Here is a 22,256-nt window from a genome sequence, read left to right as displayed (position 1 = left end):
TCCAGGGAGGAGGACATGATGGACGCATCCGAAGCCATTCCGCGCGAAGAACACGAGGCCGTGCCCCAGTCGGGGCGCCTGGGTCGCGTGATCGACCGTCTGGCGATCATCCCGGCCCTGGGCCTGGTGGTCGCCATGCTGATCCTGATCCAGGAAGTCGTGCTGCGTTACGTGTTCGGCCGCCCGACGAACTGGGCGCACGAGACGACGGTGTTCCTGTGCGCGATCTCGTTCGTCTACGGGGGCTTGCTGTGCACCGCGCGCGACCGGCACATCCGGGTAGTCCTGGTCTATGACCTGCTGCCGCCCGCCGCGCGGCGCGTGGCCGACATCCTCATCTCGGCGATCTGCGGCCTGTCCTCGGGCGCCTTCGCCTGGGCGGCCTGGCAGATGGTCAAGCGGTCCGCTTGGCGCCCCGACGGCAGCTTTCACCTCGAGACCTCGGGTTCGGCCTGGAACCCGGCCTATCCGGGCGTGCTCAAGGTGCTGCTGATGGTGGCGCTGGCGATCATGGCCCTGCAATTCGCCATCCTGACCGTCAACTATGCCCGCGGGCACAAGGGAGCCCGCTGATGGAGATCTTCGGTTCGCTGCAATCCCTGGGGATCGAGGCCGGGACGGGCCTTCTGTTCGCGCTGCTGCTGCTTTTGCTGCTGACGGGCATCCCGCTGGCCTTCGTCACGCTGCTGGTCACGCTGATCTTCGCGCTGGGATGGTTCGGCCCGAACGTGGTGCCGCTGATCACCAGCCGCGTCTATACCTTCGTGTCCAGCTTCGTCTTCGTGTCGGTGCCGATGTTCGTGCTGATGGCCGCGATCCTGGACCGCAGCGGCATCGCCCGCGACCTGTTCGAGGCGATGCGCCTGGTCGGCGGCCGCATCCGCGGCGGCGTGGCAGTCCAGACGATCTTCGTGGCCGTCATCCTGGCCGCCATGTCCGGCATCATCGGCGGAGAGGTCGTGCTGCTGGGCCTGATCGCGCTGCCCCAGATGCTGGCCCAGGGCTATGACCGCAAGCTGGCCATCGGGGTTGTCTGCGCGGGCGGCAGCCTGGGGACCATGGTGCCGCCCTCGATCGTGCTGATCATCTATGGCCTGACCGCGAACGTCTCGATCGGCGACCTGTTCACGGCCGCCTTCGTGCCGGGCTTCATGCTGGCACTGCTCTATGTGGCCTATGTGCTGATCCGTGCCTGGCTGACGCCGGGCGACGTGCCCCCGGCCGTCACCGCCCGCGTCCCGCGGGACGAAAAGCTGCGCCTGCTCAAGGGCCTGTTCCTGCCGATCCTGGTCGTGATTATGGTGCTGGGCTCCATCTATGGCGGCATCGCATCCGTGACCGAGGCCAGCGCCGTGGGCGTGGCGGGCGTGCTGATCTCGACCGTGATCCGCGGCGAATTCACCTGGGGCCTTCTGCGCGGCGCGGCAATGCAGACGCTGCAGACGGTCGGCATGATCGTCTGGATCGGCATCGGCGCATCCGCCCTGGTGGGCGTCTTCAACCTGATGGGCGGCATCAACTTCGTGTCGGAACTGATCACCGGCATCAGCGACAACCCGACGATCATCATCCTGTTCATGATGGCGATCCTGTTCGTGCTGGGCATGTTCCTGGACTGGGTCGGCATCGCGCTGCTGACCATGCCGATCTTCGTGCCGATCATCGTCAGCCTGGGATACGACCCCGTCTGGTTCGGCGTGCTGTTCGCGATGAACATGCAGGTCAGCTTCCTGTCGCCGCCCTTCGGGCCCGCCGCCTTCTACCTGAAGTCGGTGACCCCGCCGGACATCTCGCTGGGAGAGATCTTCCGCGCCCTGCTGCCCTTCATAGGGTTGCAGATCCTGGCGGTGGGCCTGCTGATCCTGTTCCCGGCCCTGGCGATCTACTGATCGCCTGCCGTGGATCGGGGGGCATGCCGGATGCGGCGTGCCCCCTTTTCGTTCGGGGACGGGAATGTTGCACCGGCAGGCGGATTGACGGACAATCGGGATCCGTCACCCAAGGCTGACCCACCATGCACGACCCCGAACCCGTCCCCCGCCCGGACCTGTTCACGAACAAGGACCATGACGCCTGGCTGGAGCAGTTCCTGTTCCTGCGATACACCCTTCACATGCCGGCCGAACGCATCGCCCAGATCGACTATGGTCTTGACCCCGACCATCCCGACGCCCCGATCGCAGGCCTGTTCTGGGGCAGCCAGATCGAGCGGGACTATCCCCGGCTGGACCTTCGCCACCTGTGGCGAAAGAGGCCCGGCAAGGTTTGAAGCCCTCCGGTGTCAGGCGCCGGATCGCCCTGCATCCGACCCCCCATCCATGCCTGGCAGGAAGGACTGCGACCAACTCCTTCCCCCGCAGGGCGCCAGCGCGTTCGACCTGCGGCGCACCGGTCGCCGGGATCAGGCTGGCATAAGCCGCGGGTGTCGCAGTGCGTCGGCCGTGGCGGCCGGGTCGGCTGCGGGCTGCTTGCCGCGGCGGTTGACTTTGTCCCCACCCGGCGGCATTTCCGTCCGTGATGGTTCCCGTGCCGGCCAAGGCCCCGGCAGGGTGAAAAGGGAACGTGGTGAGGTGTAGCCATCAGGCGCCGAATCCGCGACTGCCCCCGCAACTGTAAGCGGTAGCCGACCCCATGATGCCACTGGCGCCCCCTGCGCCGGGAAGGCGGGGAAGGCCGCGATCCGCAAGTCAGGAGACCTGCCATCATGACCTGAACCAACCCGGGCGGGGTGCCCCGGAGAAAGACCGCATGCGCCGATCCACGGCCTTCGTCCGACGCGACCGCGAAGGTGGGTGGGACCCCGGTGACGCCTCTGCGCCTTTTTCAGCCCCGTCCTTCGTTTCATGAAGGACGACCATGACGACAAGAATCTTCCTGACGACCGCGGTGGCGCTGGGCCTGGGCCAGGCGGCCCTTGCCGCGCCGACCGACTATCCGCTGGTGATCGACAATTGCGGGTACCAAGTGACCATCCCCGCGCGTCCCGACAACGTCGTGTCGATCGGCCAGTCCACGACCGAGATCCTGTATGCGCTGGGCCAGGCGGACCGGATGGCCGGGACCGCGCTGTGGTTCACCCCGGTGCTGCCCGCCTTTGCGGAGGATGACGCCACGGTGGACCGCATCAGCGACGATACGCCCAGCTTTGAATCGGTGGTGAACCGGCGGCCCGGCTTCGTGCCGACGATGTTCGCCTGGATGATCGGGGACCAAGGGGCGGTCGGCACGCGCCGACAGTTCGCCGATCTGGGCATTCCGGCCTATGTCATGCCCACGGACTGCCAGGGCAAGGACAACAGCGTGGGCGCCGACGGCACCCGCCTTGCGCCCTTCGACATCGCGACCCTGTGGGACGGCATCGACCAGATCGCGCGGGTCATGGACGCGCAGGACGCGGGCCGGGCGCTGATCGCCGACCTGCAGGCCCGAGAGGCGGCGGTCGTGGAGCGCGCGCGGGCGATGGACCTGCCGGATGCGTCCGCGGCGGTCTGGTTCTCCTCGGCCGATCTGGCGCTGGACCCCTACATGGCGGGCGGGATGGGCGTCCCGGCCTGGATGATGGACCGCCTTGGCCTACGCAACGTCGTGACCTCGGACGAGGAATGGCCCGCCGTGGGGTGGGAGACGATCGCCCGTGCCGACCCCTCGGTGCTGGTGATTGCGCGCATGGACCGCCGCCGCTTTCCCGCCGACGATGTCGAGGCAAAGCTGCGCTTTCTGAAAACGGACCCGGTCACGCGCCGGATGACCGCCGTGCGCCGGGATCGCATCGTCATCCTGGACGCCGAGGCGCTGCATCCCGGCATCCGCATGATCGACGGGCTGGAGGCCTTGGCGGCGGGCATGGACGGGCTGTCCGAATGACCGCCGATGTCGGGGTGCCGACCGTCCGCCGCCCCTTGGCCCCGGTCTGGCTGTGGGTGTCGCTGCTGATCGTGGCGGCCCCCCTGGCCGGCACCGCCCTGGGGGAAACGCCGATCCCGCTCTCGACCGTCTGGCAGGCGCTGGCCAACCAGATGCTGGGTGCGGGCTATCCGCTGGACCCGATCGATCAGGGTATCGTCTGGGCTTACCGCCTGCCGCGCGCGCTGGTGGCGGGGGCCTGCGGAGCGGGGCTGGCGATCTCGGGGCTGGTCCTGCAGACGCTGTTGCGCAACGCACTGGCCGACCCCTATCTGCTGGGCATCTCGGCCGGGGCGTCTACGGGGGCCGTGACGGTCGCGGTGGCGGGGATCGGCGCGGGGTTCGTGCCGATGTCGGCGGGCGCGCTGCTGGGCGCGATCGCGGCCTTTGCGTTGGTGGTGGGGTTGGCGCGCCTGTCGGGCGGCGGTCCGGGGGCGCGGGGTGCCGCGCAGATCGTGCTGGCAGGCATCGCCGGGTCGCAGCTGTTCAACGCCCTGACCAGCTTCATCATCGCGCGGTCGGCCAGCGCGGAACAGGCGCGCGGCATCATGTTCTGGCTGTTGGGCAACCTGTCGGGCGTCCGGTGGAACGATGTCGGCCTGTCGCTGGCCGCCGTTGTGACCGTCCTTGGCGCGGCCGCATGGCATATCCGCGCGCTGGACGCCTTTGCCTTCGGCACGGAATCGGCGGCGTCCCTGGGCGTGCCGGTCCGGCGCGTCCAGGCCGTGCTGATCCTGGCGACCGCCATGGCCACGGCGGTCATGGTGTCGGTCACCGGTGCGATCGGCTTTGTCGGGCTGGTCGTCCCGCATGCCGCACGGTTCCTGGTGGGCACGCGCCACGCGCGGCTGGTGCCCGTGTCGGCGCTGATCGGCATGGTCTTCCTGATCGCCGCGGACGTGATCGCGCGGATGCTGGTGCCCGGCCAGACCCTGCCCATTGGCGTCGTGACCGCGCTGGTCGGCGCGCCGGCCTTTGCGGCGATCCTGATCCGCGGGCGGTCCGCGTCATGATGCTGACCGCGCGTGATCTGACCCGCCGCGTGCGCAGGCGCCCCCTGGTGGCCGGCGTCACCCTGGACGTCCGCCCCGCAGAGATGCTGGGCCTGATCGGCCCGAACGGGTCGGGTAAGTCCACGCTGCTGCGGATGCTGGCCGGGCTGGTCCGCCCCGACGGCGGCCAAGTCGCGCTGGATGGCAAGCCGCTGCGCGCGATGCCCGCGCGCCAGGTCGCCCGCCACATCGCCTTGGTCGCCCAAAGCGCCGAGACGTCGGACCGCATCACGGTCCGCGACGCCGTGGCCTTGGGGCGCACGCCCTGGCTGGACGCCCTGCGGCCCTGGTCCCCGGCGGACGAGGCGCATGTGACGCAGGCGCTGGCGCGGGTCGACCTTGCACATCTGGCGGGGCGCGACTGGTCGACCCTGTCGGGGGGCGAACGCCAGCGCGCCCATATCGCCCGCGCACTGGCGCAGGCGCCACGGATCCTGCTGCTGGACGAGCCGACGAACCACCTGGACATCCGTCATCAGCTGGCGATCCTGGATCTGGTGGGCGGCCTGGGCCTGACCACGGTGATCGCCCTGCATGACCTGAACCAGGCGATGCGCTGCGACAGGCTGGCGGTGATGCAGGCCGGTCGGATGGTGGCCCTGGGCCCGCCCGACGGGGTCCTGACCGCGGACCTGCTGGCGCGCGTCTTTCAGGTGCGGGCAAGCACGCTGACCGATCCGCAGGACGGCAGCCGCGTGATGCGGTTTCATCCGGTCGTCTGATGTCGTGAGAGGGATTGGAGCGGGTGACGGGAATCGAACCCGTGTCTCTAGCTTGGAAGGCTAGGGTCTTACCATTACACAACACCCGCGCGGGGATCGGTATAGTCCGCCCGCGCGGCAGGTTCAAGCGGTCGCGTCACCGTCGTTGCGCAAAGAACCGCCGCAGCAGGTCGCGTGATTCCGGCGCGGCCAGGCCGTCATAGACCTCGGGGCGGTGATGGCACTGCGCGTGCCGGAACACCTGCGCGCCATGGGCGACGCCCCCCATGCGCGGGTCCGACGCCCCGTAATACAGCCGGGCGATCCGCGCGGCCGAGATGGCCGCCGCGCACATCGGGCAGGGCTCAAGCGTGACCCACAGGTCGTGACCGGGCAGGCGTTCGGACCCCAGGGCCGCGCAGGCCGCGCGGATGGCCAGGATCTCGGCATGGGCGGTCGGGTCGGACAGTTCGCGCGTGCGGTTGCCCGCGGCGGCCACCACGCGGCCCTGCGGGTCGGTCACGACCGCGCCCACCGGCACCTCTCCGCGCAGGGCGGCGTCGCGGGCCTGGGACAGGGCAAGCGCCATATGGGTGGTGAAGTGGACCATGACCGTCTTGTCGCAATCCCCCGCGCGGCGCGCAAGCCGGGGAAAGAAACGCTTCCCACACGGCCCGCTTGGGCGTATGCACCCCTCTTTGCCCCGCAGCGATGCGAAGGAGACGCGCATGACCGACGATCAGATTCCCGACCGCAAGGCCCCCCAGGTCGCCCCCCGCACCGAAGCCGACCGCATCGCCAAGGTGATGGCGCGCGCCGGTGTCGCCAGCAGGCGCGAGGCCGAGCGGATGATCATCGAGGGCCGCGTCAGCGTGAACGGCAAGAAGATCGACAGTCCCGCCCTGGACGTTCTGCCCACCGACCGGATCACCGTCGACGGCAAGAAGCTGGAGGAGCCGCAGGAGACGCGGCTGTGGCTGTACTACAAGCCCCTGGGCCTGATCACGTCGGAAAACGACGAGCTGGGCCGCCAGACCGTGTTCGACGCGCTGCCGCGCGACATGCCGCGGGTGATGACCGTGGGGCGTCTTGACCTGAACTCCGAGGGTCTGCTGCTGCTGACGAACGACGGAGAGCTGAAGCGGCGGCTGGAGCTGCCCGCCACGGGCTGGCTGCGCCGGTATCGCGTGCGGGTGAACGGCACGCCTTCGGACATGACCTTCGACCCACTGCGTCGCGGCGTCACCATCGAGGGAGAGGACTTCGCCCCCATGGAGATCAAGCTGGACAGCCAGCAGGGCGCGAACGCCTGGATCAGCGTAGGTATCCGCGAGGGCAAGAACCGCGAGATCCGCCGCGCGATGGCTCATGTCGGCCTGCAGGTGAACCGCCTGATCCGCATCGGCTATGGTCCGTTCAAGCTGACCGGCATGGACAAGAACCAGGTGACCGAGGTCAAGCGCAAGGTCCTGCGCGACCAGCTGGGCGGCCTGCTGACCGGAGAGGTCGAGGACAAGCCGCGCGAGATGCGCCCCCGCGGGGCCGCCGGTGAACGCGCCGCCCGGTCCGATGGCGGCGATGCCGGCCCGCGCCGCTTCGGCCCCAAGCCGGGCTTTGACGGCAAGCCCGCCGGCCGCGGCTTTGGCGACCGTCCGCGCGATGGTCAGTCCGACCGCCCGGCCCGCAGCTGGGGTGCCAAGCCCGCAGGCACCGACGGCGCACGCCCGCGCTTTGGCGCCCGCGACGATTCGGCTGGCGGTTTCGGCGACCGTCCCCGGCCCGCAGGCGACAAGCCGCGCTGGAAGAAATCCGGCCCCGGCGAAGGGGGCGGCCGCATGTCCGTTCAGGGCGACGATGCCCGCCCCGCGCGCTTTGCCGGCAAGCCCGGAGAGGCGCGCAAGCCGTTCGGCGGTCCGCGCCCTGAGGGCAAGCCCTTCGGCAAGCCCCGCGCCGATGGGGACCGCAAGCCCTATGGCGCACCGCGCGGCGAAGGTGGCGAAGGCCGCAAGCCGTTCGGCGGCCCGCGTCCGGAGGGGAAGCCCTTCGGCAAGCCCCGCGCCGATGGCGACCGTAAGCCCTATGGCGCACCGCGTGGCGAAGGGGCCGAAGGCCGCAAGCCGTTCGGCGCGCCGCGTCCGGAGGGAAAGTCCTTCGGCAAACCCCGCGCCGATGGCGACCGCAAGCCCTATGGCGCACCGCGCGGCGAAGGGGCCGAGGGTCGCAAGCCGTTCGGCGGTCCGCGTGGTGATGCGGGCGGCAAGTTTCAGGGCAAGCCGCGGCCGGGCGGGGCCAAGCCGTTCGGCGCTCCGCGCGGAGATCGCCCGCAGGGTGGTGGCCGCCCCGGCGGCAAGCCCCGCGGCTGACAGGCGACAGCACGCATGACGAAAGGGCCGCCCCGTAGGGCGGCCCTTTTGCCAAGGTCGGTCGATTATTTCGTCAGGATCAGCTTGCCCGCGCGGGTGATCCGCAACTGATAGACCTGCTCGTCCAAGACGATCAGCGCCTGGTTGCCGCCCTGCGTTAGGGCGGTGGCGTCATGCTGCGGCATCCGGGCCAGGATGGCGGTGCCGGGACGGGTGAAATCGGCGGGGCGCGTTGCGGTCATGGTCAGCCTCATGCTGGGACAGTGATGATGCCCCAATGCTGACAAATTCGTTCAGGTTTGTCAAAGTAAAATAGTCAGGATTCTTTGCGATCGGATTTCGACCCGCTGACAGGTGGTCCGGACCGCCGCTAAGGCGGCCCGGACGGGCGATCACTGATCGGCAAGGCAATCGACGATGGTGTCTGCCATCTGTGTCAGCAGCATCTCGTACTGGCCCGCGCCGGGAGACAGCGTGCCGCCTTCGGGGCTCAGTTCGCCGCCGGTGCGGATGTCGCTGCCCTCGGTCACGGTGGTGATCAGGCCGGCATCATGGGCGTATTCCGGAAAGGCGCAGACGGCCCCGGACTCGGCGATCTGGGTGCGGATCTGGTCGATGCGCGCCGCTGACGGGGTCGAGGCGTCCCCAAGCGACACGGCGATCGCAGGCTGCAGGCCAAAGTGATCGGTGAAGTGGCCATAGGCGTCGTGGAACACGACGAACCGGTCCTGCGCATGCGGGGCAAGGCGTTCGCGCAACGTGTCGTCCAGGGCGGCGATGCGTTCGGCCGCCGCATCCGCATTGGCGCGATAGGTGGCGGCGTTCTGGGGGTCCTGCTCGGACAGCGTCGCGACGATGGCGTCAAGCCAGGGTGCCGCGTTGGCGGGGTTCAGCCAGGCATGAGGATCGGTGCCGGCATGGACATGATCATGCCCCGCATGGTCCCCGTGGTCGTGGTCGTGGTCGTGGTCGTGGTCGTGGTCGGCATGATCGCCGTGATCGTGACCGGCGTGATCCGCGTGGTCGTCATGCCTCGCATGGTCGCCATGGTCCGCGTCACCCTCTGACGCTGCACCGGCATAGTCGCGCAAGGCGACGCCCTCGACCTCCAGCAGGCGCAGCTGCGTGGCCCCCGACAGGGTGTCCGACGCCCGCGACAGCCAGGGCGTCAGCTCGGGTCCCATCCAGATCACCACATCGGCACCCTGCAGCGCCTGGGCGTCCGACGGGCGCATCTGGTAATGATGCGCGCTGGCCCCCTGGGGCAGCAGGACGCGCACCTCAGCCAGATCGCCCATGACCTCCTGGACCAGGGCGCCGGTGGGGACCAGATCGGTAACGACCTGCGGGGCGGCCAGGGCAGGGGCGGCGGTCACTGACAGGATGGCGGCAAGGGATGCAGGGCTGCGCATCGGGATCTCCTTTGCAGGGCGGGTTTGTTGCGATGGCAGGGTTCTGTGTGTTACAGGGTAACAAGTCAACTGCATTGTAATAAAGTAACGCATCGCTGCGTGAAGGACCCCCGTGCCAGACCACGACCACGACCATGTCATCGCCGCGACCTTTGCGCCGCATGACCACCGCGAATGCGCGCACCGTGCGCTGGACGAGGCTGCGGCCCGGCTGGCCGAGCAGGGCGCGCGCCTGACCCCCGTCCGCCGCCGCACGCTGGAGATCCTGCTGGAGAGCCACCGCGCAATGGGCGCCTATGAGGTGCTGGACCGCCTGGCGACCGAAGGGTTCGGCCGCCAACCCCCCGTCGCCTATCGCGCGCTGGAGTTTCTGGTCACGCATGGGCTGGCCCACCGGCTGCAGCGACTGAACGCCTTTGCGGCCTGCCTGCATCCGGGGCATGACCATCATCCGGCCTTCCTGATCTGCCGCAGTTGCGACAAGGTGGCAGAGGCCGCCGCCGCCCCGATCCGCGATGCGCTGACCGCGGTCGCGGCCCAGGGCGGGTTCCGCGTCGAACGCGCCACGATCGAGGCGCTGGGCCTCTGCGCCACCTGTGCCGCCGAAGGCGTCGCATGACCCCGCTGATCGAATCCCGCGCGCTGACGATCCATCGCCCCGGCACGACCGAACCGGTGCTGGCGCAGGTCGATTTCCGCATCCGCCCCGCCGAGATCGTGACCGTCGTCGGCCCGAACGGGTCGGGCAAGTCGTCGCTGATCCGGGCGCTGTTGGGGCACATGCCGCTGGCCTCGGGCGCGGTGACGCGGCGGCAGGGACTGCGCATCGGCTATGTGCCGCAGCGGGTTCAGCTGGACACGGCCATTCCGATGACAGTGCGCCGGTTCCTGTCGCTGCCCGTGCGCGTATCCGACGACCAGGCCGAGGATGCGCTGGTCCGCACCGGCGTTCCGGGCCTTGGTGCGCGGCAACTGACCCAGCTGTCGGGCGGCCAGTTCCAGCGGGTGCTGCTGGCGCGGGCCTTGTTGGCGGACCCGCATCTGCTGGTCCTGGACGAACCCACGCAGGGGCTGGATCAGCCGGGCATCGTGGCCTTCTATCAGCTGATCGAGGAGGTGCGCCGGCAGACCGGCGCGGCCGTGCTGATGGTCAGCCACGATCTGCTGGTGGTCATGCGGTCGTCGGACCGGGTGGTCTGCCTGAACGGGCATGTCTGCTGCGAGGGCACGCCCCAGCATGTCAGCACCGCCCCCGAATACCGCGCCCTGTTCGGCGCCGGGGCCGAGGGCACGCTGGCGCTGTACCAGCACCGCCACGACCACGACCACGACCTGACGCCGCATGTCCACGGGCCGGGATGCGGCCATGACCACGCCGACCGGGCGCAGGGGTGACCATCTATGCTTGACGATTTCTTCATGCGCGCCGTTCTGGCGGGGTTGGGGCTGGCCCTGGTGGCGGGACCGCTGGGCAGTTTCGTGGTCTGGCGGCGGATGGCCTATTTCGGCGATTCGACCGCCCATGCCGCCATCCTGGGTGTCGCGATGGCCCTGGCCTTCGAGGTATCGATCTATGCCGGGACACTTGCGGTTGCGGTGGCGATGGCGTGCCTCGTGTCGGCGTTGGTGACGCGGGGGCAGGCGATGGACACGATCCTGGGCGTGCTGTCACATTCCGCGCTGGCCGTGGGCTTGGTCGCGATCAGCTTCGTGCCTGCGGCGCGGTCCGATCTGTCCAGCTATCTGTTCGGCGACATTCTGGCGGTGGGCCGTGCCGACCTGGTGCTGATCTGGACGGGGGCGGCGCTGGTTCTGGCGGTCCTGGCCCTGCGTTGGCAACGGCTTGTGACCAGCAGCCTGAACGAGGAGCTGGCCATGGCCGCGGGGATCGACCCGCGGGTCGAGCGCCTGGTCCTGTCGCTGGCGCTGGCCGTGGTGGTCGCGCTGGCGATTCGAGTGGTGGGCTCGCTCCTCATCTCGGCGATGCTGATCGTGCCGGCGGCGGCGGCCCGCACATGGGCCCGGACCCCCGAGCGGATGGCCGCCGGCGCCGCCCTGATCGCCGCCGCATCCGTCATCCTGGGGTTGTGGGCCAGTTTGCGACTCGACACGCCGGCGGGTCCCTCGATCGTGACCGCGGCGGCGATCTTTTTCGTCGTCTCACAGGCACTTCGCCGGGCATAGTGCCGAATTGTCACAGTTTTTCCGGGGGTTTGCGGGGGCCGGAACCAAGTGCCGAAACAGGTGTTGGCCAATATGCAACAGTGGTTGCAAGCCCACGGGGGAATCAATTCAATGCTGCTTTTCAACTGTTCGGGTTTGTGTAACTGTCGCCTCGATGTTGCCAGAAATGGCAGCCGTCAATCGAAACGGAGCATGATCATGACCAAATTCGCTACTTTCGCGGCCGCTCTCGGCCTGACCGCAACCTCGGCTCTGGCCGGTGGCTATGTCGCCCCCGTCGTGGAAGTCGAGCCCGTCATCGTCGAGGAGCAGCCCGCTTCCTCGAACGCTGGCCTGGTCGTCCCCGCCCTGCTGCTGCTGGGCGTCATCGCCGCAGTCGCTTCGGACGACGACGACAGCTGATATCGGATCGGATCGTTCGCACGGTCCGAGCCACAAGGGGCTGGCCTTTGGCCAGCCCCTTTTTCGTTGTCCGCAGGCCTGCCCGCCATGGCACCCGCGCATGAAAAAACCGGCCTCGCAAAGGGCCGGTCTTTCCGTTCCGGTGTTGCCTGTCAGGGACGCAGCGTCTGGATGGTCACATAGCCCATGCCCGGCCCGATCCATTGGCGCGATACGGGGATCTGCCCGTTCTGGACCAGATAGTTGTTCTGGAAGGTCGCGCCGTGCCCTTCGCAGGTCTCCAGGATCACGCCGGGGTTGGGGCCGGGCGCAGTGGTGCACGAAAACTGCAGCGGCCGTTCCAGCCCGTCGCCCGACAGATAGCGCATGACGCGCGTGCCGCTGCCGGACTGGCCCGCCCGGATCAGCGCCTCGGTCCCCGGTTCCGCCACCGACAGGTCGCGGCCCAGACCGCGCGTGCCGATCAGCATGCCGCCGCGCAGGATCACCGCCTGTTCGTCGGGGGTCATGTAGGTGCGCATGGCACCGTTCGTCCCCGTCAGCGCCAAGACCTGCGTGCGGGCAGGGCTTTCGAACGTCGCCTGGATCAGCGGACCGGGATTGACGCGCAACGCCTCGGCCGCGGCCTGCTGGGGGTTGCGGGCGGGTTGCGCCGGCTGGGCCGCCCCGCGGGCCGTGATGGCCTGGGTCGCGGTCTGGGCCAGAACCGACAGCGGGCTGGCCCCGGCCTCGTCCGCGCCGGTATTGCCGCAGGCCGACAGGGCGGCCAGGGCCACCCCGGCCAGGATTGCGCGCGTCTGCATCGCTCTGCTCATCGCCAGAACCTCCCCCAGCCTTCGTAAAGATCGACGGTGTGGCTTTCGCGAACACGGTCGTACAGGCGTCCGTTGACATTGACCCGCGATCCGCCGTCGCGCGACAGCGAGCGGATGTTGGTCGACACGCGGTCGCGGCTGGCCTGGCCCGTGGCCCAGCCAAGCGGGATCGACAGGGTCACGCCCTTGTCGAAGCTGCCCTCGCCGAATTCTTCGGCCGACAGGTCGGTCTTGGTGGCATAGGCGCCGATCTGCCATCCGTTCGCGAACTCGCGCGCCAGGGTCACGGTCGCACCGACGTCCCCCGCCAGATACTGGCCGACATCCAGCTGGGCGGTAAAGCCCTGCGTGAACTCATAGTATGCCGAGACATGGCCGGTCGTGACCTCATAGTCGCGGAAGTCGAACAGCTGGTCGAAGTCGCGCTTGCGGACGCGGTTGATCTCGGCGCCAAAGCCCAGGGGCGAATTGGCGGGCTTCCACAGCGCCTCGGCCGAGACGCCGCCATACGCGCGTTCCAGCAGGCCCACGGTCACGCGGGTATAGATCGCGTCCGACGGCTTGGCGTACCAAGCCAGCGTCAGTTCCGGGATCACCGGGCTGGAATTGCCCGTGTACATCCGCGTGTCGGACCGCACCCGCGGCACGCCCTGCGGCGTGGTTTCCAGGGCGGGGTTTGATTCATACTCGTCGGGGCTGTAATATTCGCCCCGCTGGCCCGGAATGCCCGGTCCGCGCTGACCGATGTCGCCGAAGGCGCGCTGGCGCAGGGCGCCGGTGGCGATCAGGCCGGGCATCAGCTCATAGCTGGCACGCGCCTCGGCGCCGACCTCGTGGGTCAGCCCGTCCTCGGCGCTGAAGATGCCCAGGTCCAGATAGGGCTTCACCGACCATCGGAACCGCGGATAGAGGCCCTGGCTGGCCACCAGCCCCGGCGCGCCCGGTGCGGCGTCCGACAGGGTGGATGCGGCGGCGATCTGCCCGGCCTCGGTGTTCTCCAGCCGCTCGACATCGCTGCGGCGCAGGGTCACCGACGAGGTCGGCATCCCGTCGCTGGTCGAGGTGATCACGAAGGTCTCGACCGACGGGGGCAGTGCGCGGGTCATCAGGCGCGCGGTGCGGCCCACGGCCTCGGCCTGGTTGATATAGCGCTGGTTGCGGAGGCGGACCTCGGCGCGGGTCGGCGCCAGGGCCATGCTTTCCAGCAGCATCCCCTCGTCGGCCATGCCGTCGCCCAGGGCCTTCTGGATGGCGGGCTGGGCGGTCGGGTCCTGCGACCAGCTGCCCGACCAGCCCTCGGGGTCCTGCGCGGGCGCCGGCCGCGGACGCACCGGGGCCGGCGCGCTTTCCAGGCCCGACGGATAGGTGGCGTCGCGCGGGTTCAGCGCGATGGTGAACTGGGCGCCGATCGTCTCTCCGCCGATGGTATAGAGCCCGGCCTCGTAGTTGCGGCCAAAGCGGTAGTTGGCGGCAAGGTTGATGTTGCTGCCCGGCTCGTCGCCCTGCTGGTATTCGTTGCCGTCGCTGTAGCGGGCGCGATAGATGTCGTTGGAGTATTCCGCGACCAGGTTCAGGCGGTCGTTGACCTGCCAGCTGACCGAGGCGAAGGGCTTGGCCCCGCCGGTGAACCAGTCCTCGACATTGGGCGTCCCGCCCTCGTCGCCGACGTCGATGATGCGCGGCTTGCCCGCCAGCGTGCCCCAGCCCAGGCCGACCGATGCGCGCACCGTCGGCGTCACGTTGCGCGTCGCAACGATGTATTCGCCCGAATAGACGCCGGTGCCCAGGAAGTCCTGGAGGCCGACGGCCACCGCGGGGCGCCAGCCGTCCTCGTCCACGATCTGATAGCGCAGGTCCAGCGATCGGTCCGAGATGAACCCCTCCTGCCGGTAATCGTTGATCCCGTCGACGCGACCATAGCGCAGGACCGTTGTCAGCCCCGGCAGCGCCTGGAAGAAGACGTTGCCGCGCCGGGCATAGTCGGACAGCGACAGTGTCGCGCCCAGGCTGCCGTCGGGCATCGTCTCGGCCGTGGGCGTGTCGATGCCGCCGGGCAGGCCATAGGTCGACATGTTGCGCCCCAGCATCGGGTCGGCGGTCGCGACGCCGACGCCCGACCCCACGATCAGGGCCAGGGGCAGGGTGGTGGCCATCAGCTGGCGGGTCAGTCGCGAGCGGCGCATCGGCGGCTTCCTTTCGGCGGCAGGATCAGGGCGGGCAGGGCAGGATCGTCAGGCGCAGTGGCAGGCTTTGCGGCACGGATCGACACACGAATGCGTGAGCCGCGCGCGCGCGTCAACCGGCGGCGGCCGGTGCGGCCTCGGCTGTGGCGGGTGCGGCCGGGGCGGCGGGCTGTGCGCAGCCGGGCTGGGTCTGGCCGTTCACGGTCAGGCGTGCGGTCAGCGGATAGGTCTCGTCGACCATGCTGTCCTTGCATTTCGCCGCCCGCAGGTTCAGCACGAAGGGCCGCCCGCCCAGCACGCCGATGTATTCGACGCCCTGGCTGAAGACCAGGCGGTTCACCGGGATCTGGCGCCCGGCCTGGTTGTCGGCCGTGCGATAGACGGCCGTGTCGCCGCTGACCTGGACGTTCCAGGCCGGTTCGTTCCCGCCCGCGACAAAGGCGGTGGTGCGATAGGTCACCGGTTCCGCGGTGGGCACGACGCGCCCGACCGTGCCCGTCTCGATCGGCTGTTCCAGCGGAGAGACGGCGGGCGGGCGCGGGCCGGTCGGCTCTTCGGGCTGGGCTGCGGCGTCGTCCAGGCCGACCCCGCGTCGCAGGTCGGTCATCACCTGGGTGTCGCAGGCGGCCAGGGGCAGGGTCATCAGGGCAAGGATGGCAAGGCGGGGGAACATGGGGCTTTGGCCTTCTGGTTCTGGGCGGATTTGTCGCGGGATCACTGTCTGCCAAGCGTTAGCAACCGCAGCCACAGGGGGCAAGCGTCACGCCCCCGTCCCGGCATGTCGCCGCCGCATGGATCGGCCGCACCGGACGGTTCGCCTTGTTGATAAATGATGATTATTAGTGCGAAACCGGCGGGATCGAGGGTTATTCGTTGAATATCATACGGGAACCGGCATAGGTTTCGGTGATGTTCTCTCTGGTGGCACCCACATGACGGGATCGGCACAGCACGCCCGGGGCCCCGCCGCGCGGCCCGAACCGGCGCGATTTTCCTGGGACGACGGGCCGATGGCGCGTGCGACCGGAAACTTTGACTGGCAGGCCACGCCCCTGGGCCCGATCTCGGAATGGTCGGTGGCGCTGACGACCGCGGTGCGGATGATGCTGGCGCAGCGGCACGCGTCCTGCATGTTCTGGGGCCCCGAGCTGATCATGCTGTACAACGACGCCTATGCGCCCGTCCTGGGCCGCAAGGAGGCGCGGGCCCTGGGTCAGCCCTTCCAGCAGATCTGGGCGGATGTCTGGGACGACGTCAAGCCGCTGGTTGACCAGACGCTGTCAGGCCGCGGCACCTATTCCGAGGAGATGCGCCTTGTCATGACCCGCAACGGGTTCGACGAGGAGACGTTCTGGACCTTCAGCTACAGCCCGCTTTACGACGACGACGGCAGCGTGGCGGGTCTGATGAACATCACCGTGGACATGACTGCGCTGGTGCTGGCACGCCGCAACCAGCAGGTCATGCAGGAAGAGCTGCTGCACCGGATCAAGAACATCCTGTCGGTGACCTCGACCGTGGTGTCCTCCAGCCTGCGCAACGCGACCAGCATCCAGGAGGCCCGCGACACGGTCGGCGCGCGCATCATGGCGCTGGCCAAGGCACAGGGTCTGTTCACGGGCCTGGGCGAAAGCGCCGACATCACCGAGGTGATGGCCCGATCCATTGGTGCCCATCTGGTCGGGAACGACCGCATCCGCCTGTCCGGCCCGCCCGTGCCGCTGAGCAGCCAGCAGGCAGTCGGCCTGTCGCTGGCCTTGTACGAACTGGCGACGAATGCGGCAAAATACGGCGCGCTGGCCAGCCCGCTGGGCATGGTCGACCTGACCTGGTCGGTCATGGGCGACGACTTCGCGCTGGACTGGCAGGAGACCGGCGGTCAGGTCGTGGCCGCGCCCACGCGTGAAGGGTTCGGGTCGCGCTTGGTGAACATGATCGTCCCGGCCTATTTCAACGGCGAGGGACAGGCCGAATTCCTGCCCCAGGGCCTGCATTACACGCTGCGCGGGCAGCTGACCCCCTAGCAGTTCGGGACGTTCACGGCCAAGCCGCCAAGCGACGTTTCCTTGTATTTCTCGGACATGTCGCGGCCGGTCTGGCGCATCGTCTCGATGGCGGCGTCCAGGGGCACGATGTGGCTGCCGTCGCCGCGCAGCGCCAGGCTGGCGGCCGCCACGGCCTTGATCGCGCCCAGCCCGTTCCGCTCGATGCAGGGCACCTGGACCAGGCCGCGCACCGGGTCGCAGGTCATGCCCAGGTGATGCTCCAGCGCGATCTCGGCGGCGTTCTCGACCTGTTGGGGGGTGCCCCCCAGGACGGCGGCCAGGCCCGCGGCGGCCATCGCGGCGGCCGATCCGACCTCGGCCTGGCAGCCGCATTCCGCGCCCGAGATCGAGGCGTTGTGCTTGATCAGCCCGCCCACCGCCGCCGCCGTCAGCAGGAAATCGGGCAGCAGCCGTTCGGACGCGCCCGGCACATGGTCCAGCCAATAGCGGATCACAGCGGGCACCGTGCCGGCGGCGCCGTTCGTGGGTGCGGTGACGACCTGACCGCCGGCGGCGTTCTCCTCGTTCACGGCCATCGCATAGGCCGACATCCAGTCGTTGATGACATGGGGCGCGGTCATGTTCAGGCCGCGTTCCTCGACCAGCTTGGCGTGGATCGCGCGCGCGCGCCGACGCACGTGCAGCCCGCCGGGCAGGACGCCTTCCGTCGACAGGCCGCGGTCCATGCAGTCGCGCATTGTGGTCCAGATGCGGTCCAGCCCCGCCAGCATGTCGGGACGGGACCGAAAGCACAGCTCGTTGGCCTCCTTCATGCGGGCGATGGACTTGCCCGAGGCCTGGGCCATCTCCAGCATCTCGGCCGCGCTGGCAAAGGGATAGGGCACGCTGGACGTGGCATCGCTGCGCACCGCGCCCGCCTTGTCGGCCAGTTCCTGGTCGGTCATCACGAAGCCACCGCCGATCGAGTAGTAGATCTGGTGATAGATCACGTCGCCCTGCGCGTCGGTCGCCGACAGGGTCATGCCGTTGGCATGGCCGGGCAGGGTGTGGTCGTAATCGAACCGCAGGTCGCGTTCGGGGTCGAAGACCAGCGGGCCCAGCCCCTGCGGTTCCAGCAGGCGCGTCTCTCGGTTGCGGGCCAGCGCGGCCTCGGCCGCGTCCATGTCCATGCTGGCGGGGGTGAAGCCCGCAAGACCCAGGATCGTCGCGCGGTCGGTTGCGTGTCCCTTGCCGGTGAAGGCCAGGCTGCCATGCAGGCTGGCGCGCAGCCCATGCGCGCGGAACGGCTGCACCCGCAGGGAGTCGAGGAACCGCTGGCCGGCCACCATCGGCCCCATCGTGTGCGAGGAGGAGGGCCCCACCCCCAGCTTGAACAGATCGAACACCGACAGAAACATGGCACCCCCTTGCATTTCCGCGCCCATCCAAGCACGACGCAGGCCCCGCCGCCACCACCGTCCACGTCGCTTCCGGTTCCGGTTGCGACATCGGCCCGCTTGCAGCCTTGGCGCGCGGTCTGCTTAAGATGATTGCAACATGCCCGGTTTGCAGGCAACCGGGACGCGCCTGCGATTTGGGCAGGCCAGCCGCCCCCTGCCGTTCTTGCGGGCGGTCTGCCCCGGGGTGAAGGAACAGAACATGCGATTGCCCGACCCGATCATGCTTGGTGACACACCTCTTGGCCCGCCGGTCTTCCTGGCGCCGATGGCCGGGATCACCGATGTCCCCTGCCGCCGCGCGGTCGCGCGGTTCGGCGCGGGCCTGATGGTGTCCGAGATGGTCGCCTCGACCGAGATGGTGACGCCGCGCCCGTCGACGCGTGCCGCCGTGCGCGCCAAGGCGCTGACCGAAGGGGCGCTGCCCGTCAGCGTCCAGATCGCGGGCCGCGAAGCCGCACCGATGGCCGAGACCGCGCGCATCGTGGCCGGCATGGGGGCGCGTGTCATCGACATCAACATGGGCTGCCCCGCCAAGAAGGTCACCGGCGGGCTGTCCGGCGCGGCGCTGATGCGCGACCTGGATCACGCGATGACGCTGGTCGATGCGGTCGTGGGGGCGGTCGACGTGCCCGTCACGCTGAAGATGCGGCTGGGCTGGGACGACGACTGCCTGAACGCGGCCGATCTGGCGGCGCGGGCGCGCGATGCGGGGGTCGCGATGCTGACCGTGCATGGACGCACGCGGGCGCAGTTCTACAAGGGGCAGGCCGACTGGTCCGCGATCCGCGCCGTGGCCGACCTGCCGGCGCGCCCGCCGCTGGTGGCCAATGGCGACGTCGTCGATGCCGCCAGCGCCCGTGCGGCCCTGGCGGCGTCGGGGGCGGATGCGGTGATGGTCGGTCGCGGCGCCCAGGGGCGGCCCTGGATCCTGGCGCAGATCGCGCATGATCTGTGGGGCACGCCCGCGCCCGACGTGCCGCAGGGCGCGGCGCTGGCCGATCTGGTGGCCGAGCATTACGAGGACATCCTGGACTTCTATGGCAGCGATCTGGGCCTGCGCGTCGCGCGCAAGCATCTGGGCTGGTATGCCGATGCGAACGGCGCCCCGCTGCGCGACCAGATGATGCGGGCCGACACGCCCCGCGCGACCCTGGACCTGATCGCCCGTGCCTTCGGCGATGCCGCGGGGGTGGCCGCATGACGCCTCGGCCGCGCGATTTCCGTGAGGCGGCCCCCGGACCGGGCTGGGCGGCGTTGCCGCTGCCCGCGCTGATCCTGGACGCCGACGGACGCGTGGCCGCGATGAACGACGCCGCCGAGATCTGGCTGAACCTGTCGCGCAACTCGACCCTGGGCCGCGCACTGGACGGGGACGAGATGTCGATGCGCCTGCGCCTGCAGCCCGGCCTGGGGCCGCTGCTGGCCCGCGTGCGCGCCAGCGAGGAGGCGCTGTACCAGACCAGCGTCCAGTTCGAGATCGGCGACCGGACCGGCAACCACCAGGCGCGGCGGGCGGCCGTGCATGCGGGCCCCGCGGACGGGGCCGGCGGGTCGGTGTCGCTGCTGATCGTGCCGCAGGACGATGATGGCGCGCACCAGGCCCGTCATGTGCGCAGCGCCGCACGCAGCGCCATCGGCATGGCCGAGATGCTAGCCCATGAGATCAAGAACCCCCTGGCGGGCATCCGCGGCGCGGCCCAGCTGATGGCCATGAACGCCACCCCCGAGGACCGCGAGATGGCCGAGATGATCGTCGCGGAATCGCGCCGTATCGTGGCGCTTCTGGACCAGGTCGAACGGTTCGGCGACACCTCGGCCCCGCGCCTGTCGGCGCTGAACGTGCATGACGTGCTGGAACAGGTGCGCCGGTCGGCCAAGGCGGGCTTCGCGCGCGACGTGCAGATCGTGACCGATTACGACCCCTCGCTGCCTGCGGCGCTGGCGGACGCGGACCAGTTGGTGCAGGTCTGCCTGAACCTGGTCAAGAACGCGTCCGAGGCGCTGGACGGCAAGGCCGGCGGCGCGATCCGCCTGCGCACCCATTACGACCACACGCTGCGCCGTCCCCCCGACGAGACCGATCCCACGGGCCGCCCGCTGCCCCTGCAGATCGAGATCGAGGACAACGGCCCCGGTTTCCCCCCGGCCATCGCCGACCAGGTGTTCGAGCCCTTCGTCTCGGGCCGCGAGAACGGCACCGGGCTGGGCCTGGCGCTGGTCAGCAAGATCATCACCGACCACGGCGCGCTGATCCGGGTGGACAGCCGCCCCGGTCGCACCGTGTTCCGCATCTCCCTGCCCAAGGCATAAGGACCTGAACCCATGGACGGCACCGTTCTGATTGCTGACGACGATCGCACCATCCGCACGGTGCTGACGCAGGCGCTGACCCGCGCGGGGTGCCGCGTCCACGCCACGGGCAGCCTGGCACAGCTGCTGAAATGGGTCGAGGAGGGGCGCGGCGACCTGGTCATCACCGACGTGATGATGCCCGACGGCAACGGCATCGACCGCATCCCCGCCATCCGCGAGGCGCGGCCCGACCTGCCGGTGATCGTGATCTCGGCCCAGAACACCATCGTCACCGCGATCCGCGCGACCGAGGCCGAGGCGTTCGAATACCTGCCCAAGCCCTTCGATCTGCCGGACCTGATGTCCAAGGCGAACCAGGCCCTGTCGCGCCGCCCGCGAAAGTCCGACCCGATCCCCGAACCGCTGCCCGCCCCGCGCGAGGCGGCAGACCCGGCCATGCCGCTGATCGGCCATGCGCCGTCGATGCAGGCGCTGTTCCGCATGGTCGCGCGGGTGCTGAACGCCGACCTGCCGGTGATCATCGCCGGAGAGGCGGGGGTGGGCAAGACCACCATCGCCCGCAGCTTTCACGAGCTGTCGGACCGGCGCGACCGGGGGCTTGCGGTCCTGACCTCGTCCGACGCGACCGAGGAGGCGATCGTGCGCGCCGCCGACAAGGCCCGCGGTGGCACGATCATCATCGAGAACCCGGCGGGGTTCGACACAGGCGCGCAGGCCCGCCTGATCGGCCTGATCGAGACGATGGAGGCCGGCCCCGACCGCGCCCATGCGCCCCGCATCGTGGCGACCACCGGGTCCGATCCGCAGGCCGACGTGGCGGCGGGCCGGTTGCGGTCGGACCTGTATTACCGCCTGGCGGGCGTCACCGTCAGCGTGCCGCCCCTGCGCGCGCGGGTGGACGACATCCTGCCGCTGGCGGCGCATCTGCTGGCCCGTGCCGCCGCACAGGGCCTGCCGGAGCGGATGCTGTCGGACGATGCGGCTGCCATGCTGCGCGCCCATCCGTTCCCGGGCAACGTCCGCGAGCTGGAGAACATGATGCGCCGCCTGGCCCTGACTGCCAGCGGCCCCGCCATCAGCACCGCCGAGATGCGCGAGGCGCTGTCCCAGCAGTCGGGCCACCGCACCCCCGCGGCGGCGCCGGTATCGGCCCTGGCGCCCGCGCCCGAACCCGCGGGCGTCGTCAGCCTGCCCCAGGTCGGATCGCGCCTGTCGGATTCGGTCGAGGCGCATCTGCAGCGCTATTTCGACCTGCATGGCGACGCGCTGCCACCGCCGGGCCTCTATGACCGCATCCTGCGAGAGGTGGAACGCCCGCTGCTGCAGGTGGCGCTGGATGCGACCGGGGGAAATCAGCTGCGTTGTGCCGATCTGCTGGGGATCAACCGCAATACGTTGCGCAAGAAACTGACCGAGCTGAATATCGAGGTGACACGGAGGCGCAAACTGATGTAAAACCGCCACAGGGACCAGCGCGAAGGAC

General features: G+C 69.5%; 22 protein-coding genes, 1 tRNA gene and 1 riboswitch. Of the genes, 15 read left to right on the top strand and 8 right to left on the bottom strand.

What is annotated here, in order from left to right; translation table 11 throughout:
• Positions 1 to 15: 15 nt before the first annotated feature.
• From LZ686_RS04630 to LZ686_RS04605, 6 genes are all read left to right on the top strand, one after another.
• A complete protein-coding gene (locus LZ686_RS04630; protein ID WP_045982565.1) occupies positions 16 to 573 on the top strand; it encodes a TRAP transporter small permease subunit in 558 nt (185 codons plus the stop codon).
• Positions 573 to 1,889, top strand: a complete 1,317-nt coding sequence (locus LZ686_RS04625; protein ID WP_045982566.1) for a TRAP transporter large permease — start codon at positions 573 to 575, stop codon at positions 1,887 to 1,889. The genes LZ686_RS04630 and LZ686_RS04625 overlap by 1 nt, the downstream gene beginning before the upstream one ends.
• A gap of 125 nt (positions 1,890 to 2,014) precedes the next feature.
• The gene (locus tag LZ686_RS04620) at positions 2,015 to 2,269 is read left to right on the top strand and encodes a hypothetical protein (RefSeq protein ID WP_349547106.1); all 255 of its coding nucleotides are present in this window, start codon (positions 2,015 to 2,017) and stop codon (positions 2,267 to 2,269) included.
• A 232-nt stretch (positions 2,270 to 2,501) separates the two neighbouring features.
• Positions 2,502 to 2,718: riboswitch (cobalamin riboswitch) on the top strand.
• Between the two features lie 138 nt (positions 2,719 to 2,856).
• Positions 2,857 to 3,864: an ABC transporter substrate-binding protein gene (locus LZ686_RS04615; protein WP_148911906.1), complete on the top strand. Its 1,008-nt coding sequence runs from the start codon at positions 2,857 to 2,859 to the stop codon at positions 3,862 to 3,864.
• On the top strand, positions 3,861 to 4,916 hold the full coding sequence (locus LZ686_RS04610) for a FecCD family ABC transporter permease (RefSeq protein WP_295170746.1): 1,056 nt from the start codon (positions 3,861 to 3,863) through the stop codon (positions 4,914 to 4,916). Before LZ686_RS04615 ends, LZ686_RS04610 begins: the two co-directional genes overlap by 4 nt.
• Positions 4,913 to 5,677: an ABC transporter ATP-binding protein gene (locus LZ686_RS04605; RefSeq protein ID WP_349547105.1), complete on the top strand. Its 765-nt coding sequence runs from the start codon at positions 4,913 to 4,915 to the stop codon at positions 5,675 to 5,677. The genes LZ686_RS04610 and LZ686_RS04605 overlap by 4 nt, the downstream gene beginning before the upstream one ends.
• Before the next feature lie 15 nt (positions 5,678 to 5,692).
• Here LZ686_RS04605 and LZ686_RS04600 read toward each other — a convergent pair.
• A tRNA-Gly gene (locus LZ686_RS04600) sits at positions 5,693 to 5,766 on the bottom strand.
• 47 nt (positions 5,767 to 5,813) lie between these two features.
• Positions 5,814 to 6,266, bottom strand: a complete 453-nt coding sequence (locus tag LZ686_RS04595) for a nucleoside deaminase (protein ID WP_349547104.1) — start codon at positions 6,264 to 6,266, stop codon at positions 5,814 to 5,816.
• A gap of 118 nt (positions 6,267 to 6,384) precedes the next feature.
• Here LZ686_RS04595 and LZ686_RS04590 point away from each other — a divergent pair, with 118 nt between their 5' ends.
• Positions 6,385 to 8,019: a pseudouridine synthase gene (locus tag LZ686_RS04590; protein WP_349547103.1), complete on the top strand. Its 1,635-nt coding sequence runs from the start codon at positions 6,385 to 6,387 to the stop codon at positions 8,017 to 8,019.
• Between the two features lie 65 nt (positions 8,020 to 8,084).
• On the opposite strand, the gene hemP is transcribed toward LZ686_RS04590, so the two are convergent.
• Positions 8,085 to 8,261 (bottom strand): hemin uptake protein HemP, encoded by a 177-nt coding sequence (hemP, locus tag LZ686_RS04585; protein WP_064503568.1) that lies wholly within the window; start codon positions 8,259 to 8,261, stop codon positions 8,085 to 8,087.
• A gap of 150 nt (positions 8,262 to 8,411) precedes the next feature.
• Positions 8,412 to 9,431 carry a zinc ABC transporter substrate-binding protein gene (locus LZ686_RS04580; protein ID WP_349547102.1) on the bottom strand — a complete coding sequence of 340 codons (1,020 nt, stop codon included), beginning with the start codon at positions 9,429 to 9,431 and terminating at the stop codon, positions 8,412 to 8,414.
• 112 nt (positions 9,432 to 9,543) lie between these two features.
• Here LZ686_RS04580 and LZ686_RS04575 point away from each other — a divergent pair, with 112 nt between their 5' ends.
• The 4 genes from LZ686_RS04575 (at position 9,544) to LZ686_RS04560 (ending at position 12,017) form a co-directional block, all read left to right on the top strand.
• Positions 9,544 to 10,050, top strand: a complete 507-nt coding sequence (locus LZ686_RS04575; RefSeq protein ID WP_369799443.1) for a Fur family transcriptional regulator — start codon at positions 9,544 to 9,546, stop codon at positions 10,048 to 10,050.
• On the top strand, positions 10,047 to 10,826 hold the full coding sequence (locus tag LZ686_RS04570) for a metal ABC transporter ATP-binding protein (protein ID WP_046001121.1): 780 nt from the start codon (positions 10,047 to 10,049) through the stop codon (positions 10,824 to 10,826). The genes LZ686_RS04575 and LZ686_RS04570 overlap by 4 nt, the downstream gene beginning before the upstream one ends.
• Positions 10,827 to 10,832: 6 nt before the next feature.
• Positions 10,833 to 11,615 carry a metal ABC transporter permease gene (locus tag LZ686_RS04565; protein WP_045982018.1) on the top strand — a complete coding sequence of 261 codons (783 nt, stop codon included), beginning with the start codon at positions 10,833 to 10,835 and terminating at the stop codon, positions 11,613 to 11,615.
• Positions 11,616 to 11,813: 198 nt separating this feature from the next.
• Complete coding sequence (locus tag LZ686_RS04560; protein WP_369799442.1) at positions 11,814 to 12,017, top strand: hypothetical protein; 204 nt, start codon at positions 11,814 to 11,816, stop codon at positions 12,015 to 12,017.
• A gap of 152 nt (positions 12,018 to 12,169) precedes the next feature.
• Here the strand turns inward: LZ686_RS04560 and LZ686_RS04555 are convergent, their stop codons facing one another.
• The 3 genes from LZ686_RS04555 to LZ686_RS04545 all read right to left on the bottom strand — a co-directional run bounded on the left by LZ686_RS04555 (position 12,170) and on the right by LZ686_RS04545 (position 15,688).
• Positions 12,170 to 12,820 (bottom strand): YjbF family lipoprotein, encoded by a 651-nt coding sequence (locus tag LZ686_RS04555; protein WP_232303358.1) that lies wholly within the window; start codon positions 12,818 to 12,820, stop codon positions 12,170 to 12,172.
• Positions 12,821 to 12,828: 8 nt separating this feature from the next.
• Positions 12,829 to 15,015 carry a YjbH domain-containing protein gene (locus LZ686_RS04550; protein ID WP_282028625.1) on the bottom strand — a complete coding sequence of 729 codons (2,187 nt, stop codon included), beginning with the start codon at positions 15,013 to 15,015 and terminating at the stop codon, positions 12,829 to 12,831.
• 112 nt (positions 15,016 to 15,127) lie between these two features.
• Entirely contained in the window at positions 15,128 to 15,688 is a 561-nt protein-coding gene (locus LZ686_RS04545) for a hypothetical protein (RefSeq protein ID WP_148911914.1), read from the bottom strand.
• Positions 15,689 to 15,947: 259 nt separating this feature from the next.
• Here LZ686_RS04545 and LZ686_RS04540 point away from each other — a divergent pair, with 259 nt between their 5' ends.
• Positions 15,948 to 17,039: a sensor histidine kinase gene (locus tag LZ686_RS04540; protein WP_206692751.1), complete on the top strand. Its 1,092-nt coding sequence runs from the start codon at positions 15,948 to 15,950 to the stop codon at positions 17,037 to 17,039.
• On the opposite strand, the gene LZ686_RS04535 is transcribed toward LZ686_RS04540, so the two are convergent.
• On the bottom strand, positions 17,036 to 18,418 hold the full coding sequence (locus LZ686_RS04535) for an L-serine ammonia-lyase (protein ID WP_349547101.1): 1,383 nt from the start codon (positions 18,416 to 18,418) through the stop codon (positions 17,036 to 17,038). The two genes, LZ686_RS04540 and LZ686_RS04535, sit on opposite strands and share 4 nt — an antisense overlap.
• A gap of 241 nt (positions 18,419 to 18,659) precedes the next feature.
• Here LZ686_RS04535 and dusB point away from each other — a divergent pair, with 241 nt between their 5' ends.
• The 3 genes from dusB to LZ686_RS04520 are packed head-to-tail and all read left to right on the top strand — an operon-like array spanning position 18,660 to position 22,228.
• On the top strand, positions 18,660 to 19,661 hold the full coding sequence (gene dusB / locus LZ686_RS04530) for a tRNA dihydrouridine synthase DusB (RefSeq protein ID WP_349547100.1): 1,002 nt from the start codon (positions 18,660 to 18,662) through the stop codon (positions 19,659 to 19,661).
• Positions 19,658 to 20,770, top strand: coding sequence for a two-component system sensor histidine kinase NtrB (locus LZ686_RS04525; protein ID WP_045982013.1), 1,113 nt, complete (start codon positions 19,658 to 19,660; stop codon positions 20,768 to 20,770). The genes dusB and LZ686_RS04525 overlap by 4 nt, the downstream gene beginning before the upstream one ends.
• Positions 20,771 to 20,782: 12 nt before the next feature.
• The gene (locus LZ686_RS04520; protein ID WP_349547099.1) at positions 20,783 to 22,228 is read left to right on the top strand and encodes a response regulator; all 1,446 of its coding nucleotides are present in this window, start codon (positions 20,783 to 20,785) and stop codon (positions 22,226 to 22,228) included.
• Positions 22,229 to 22,256 lie beyond the last annotated feature (28 nt).

This window comes from Paracoccus sp. NFXS7 (assembly GCF_040148865.1).
GTDB classification, from domain to species: domain Bacteria; phylum Pseudomonadota; class Alphaproteobacteria; order Rhodobacterales; family Rhodobacteraceae; genus Paracoccus; species Paracoccus marcusii.
Note: the sequence above shows the minus strand (reverse complement) of the source record. Positions and strands in the feature narration are given on the sequence as shown.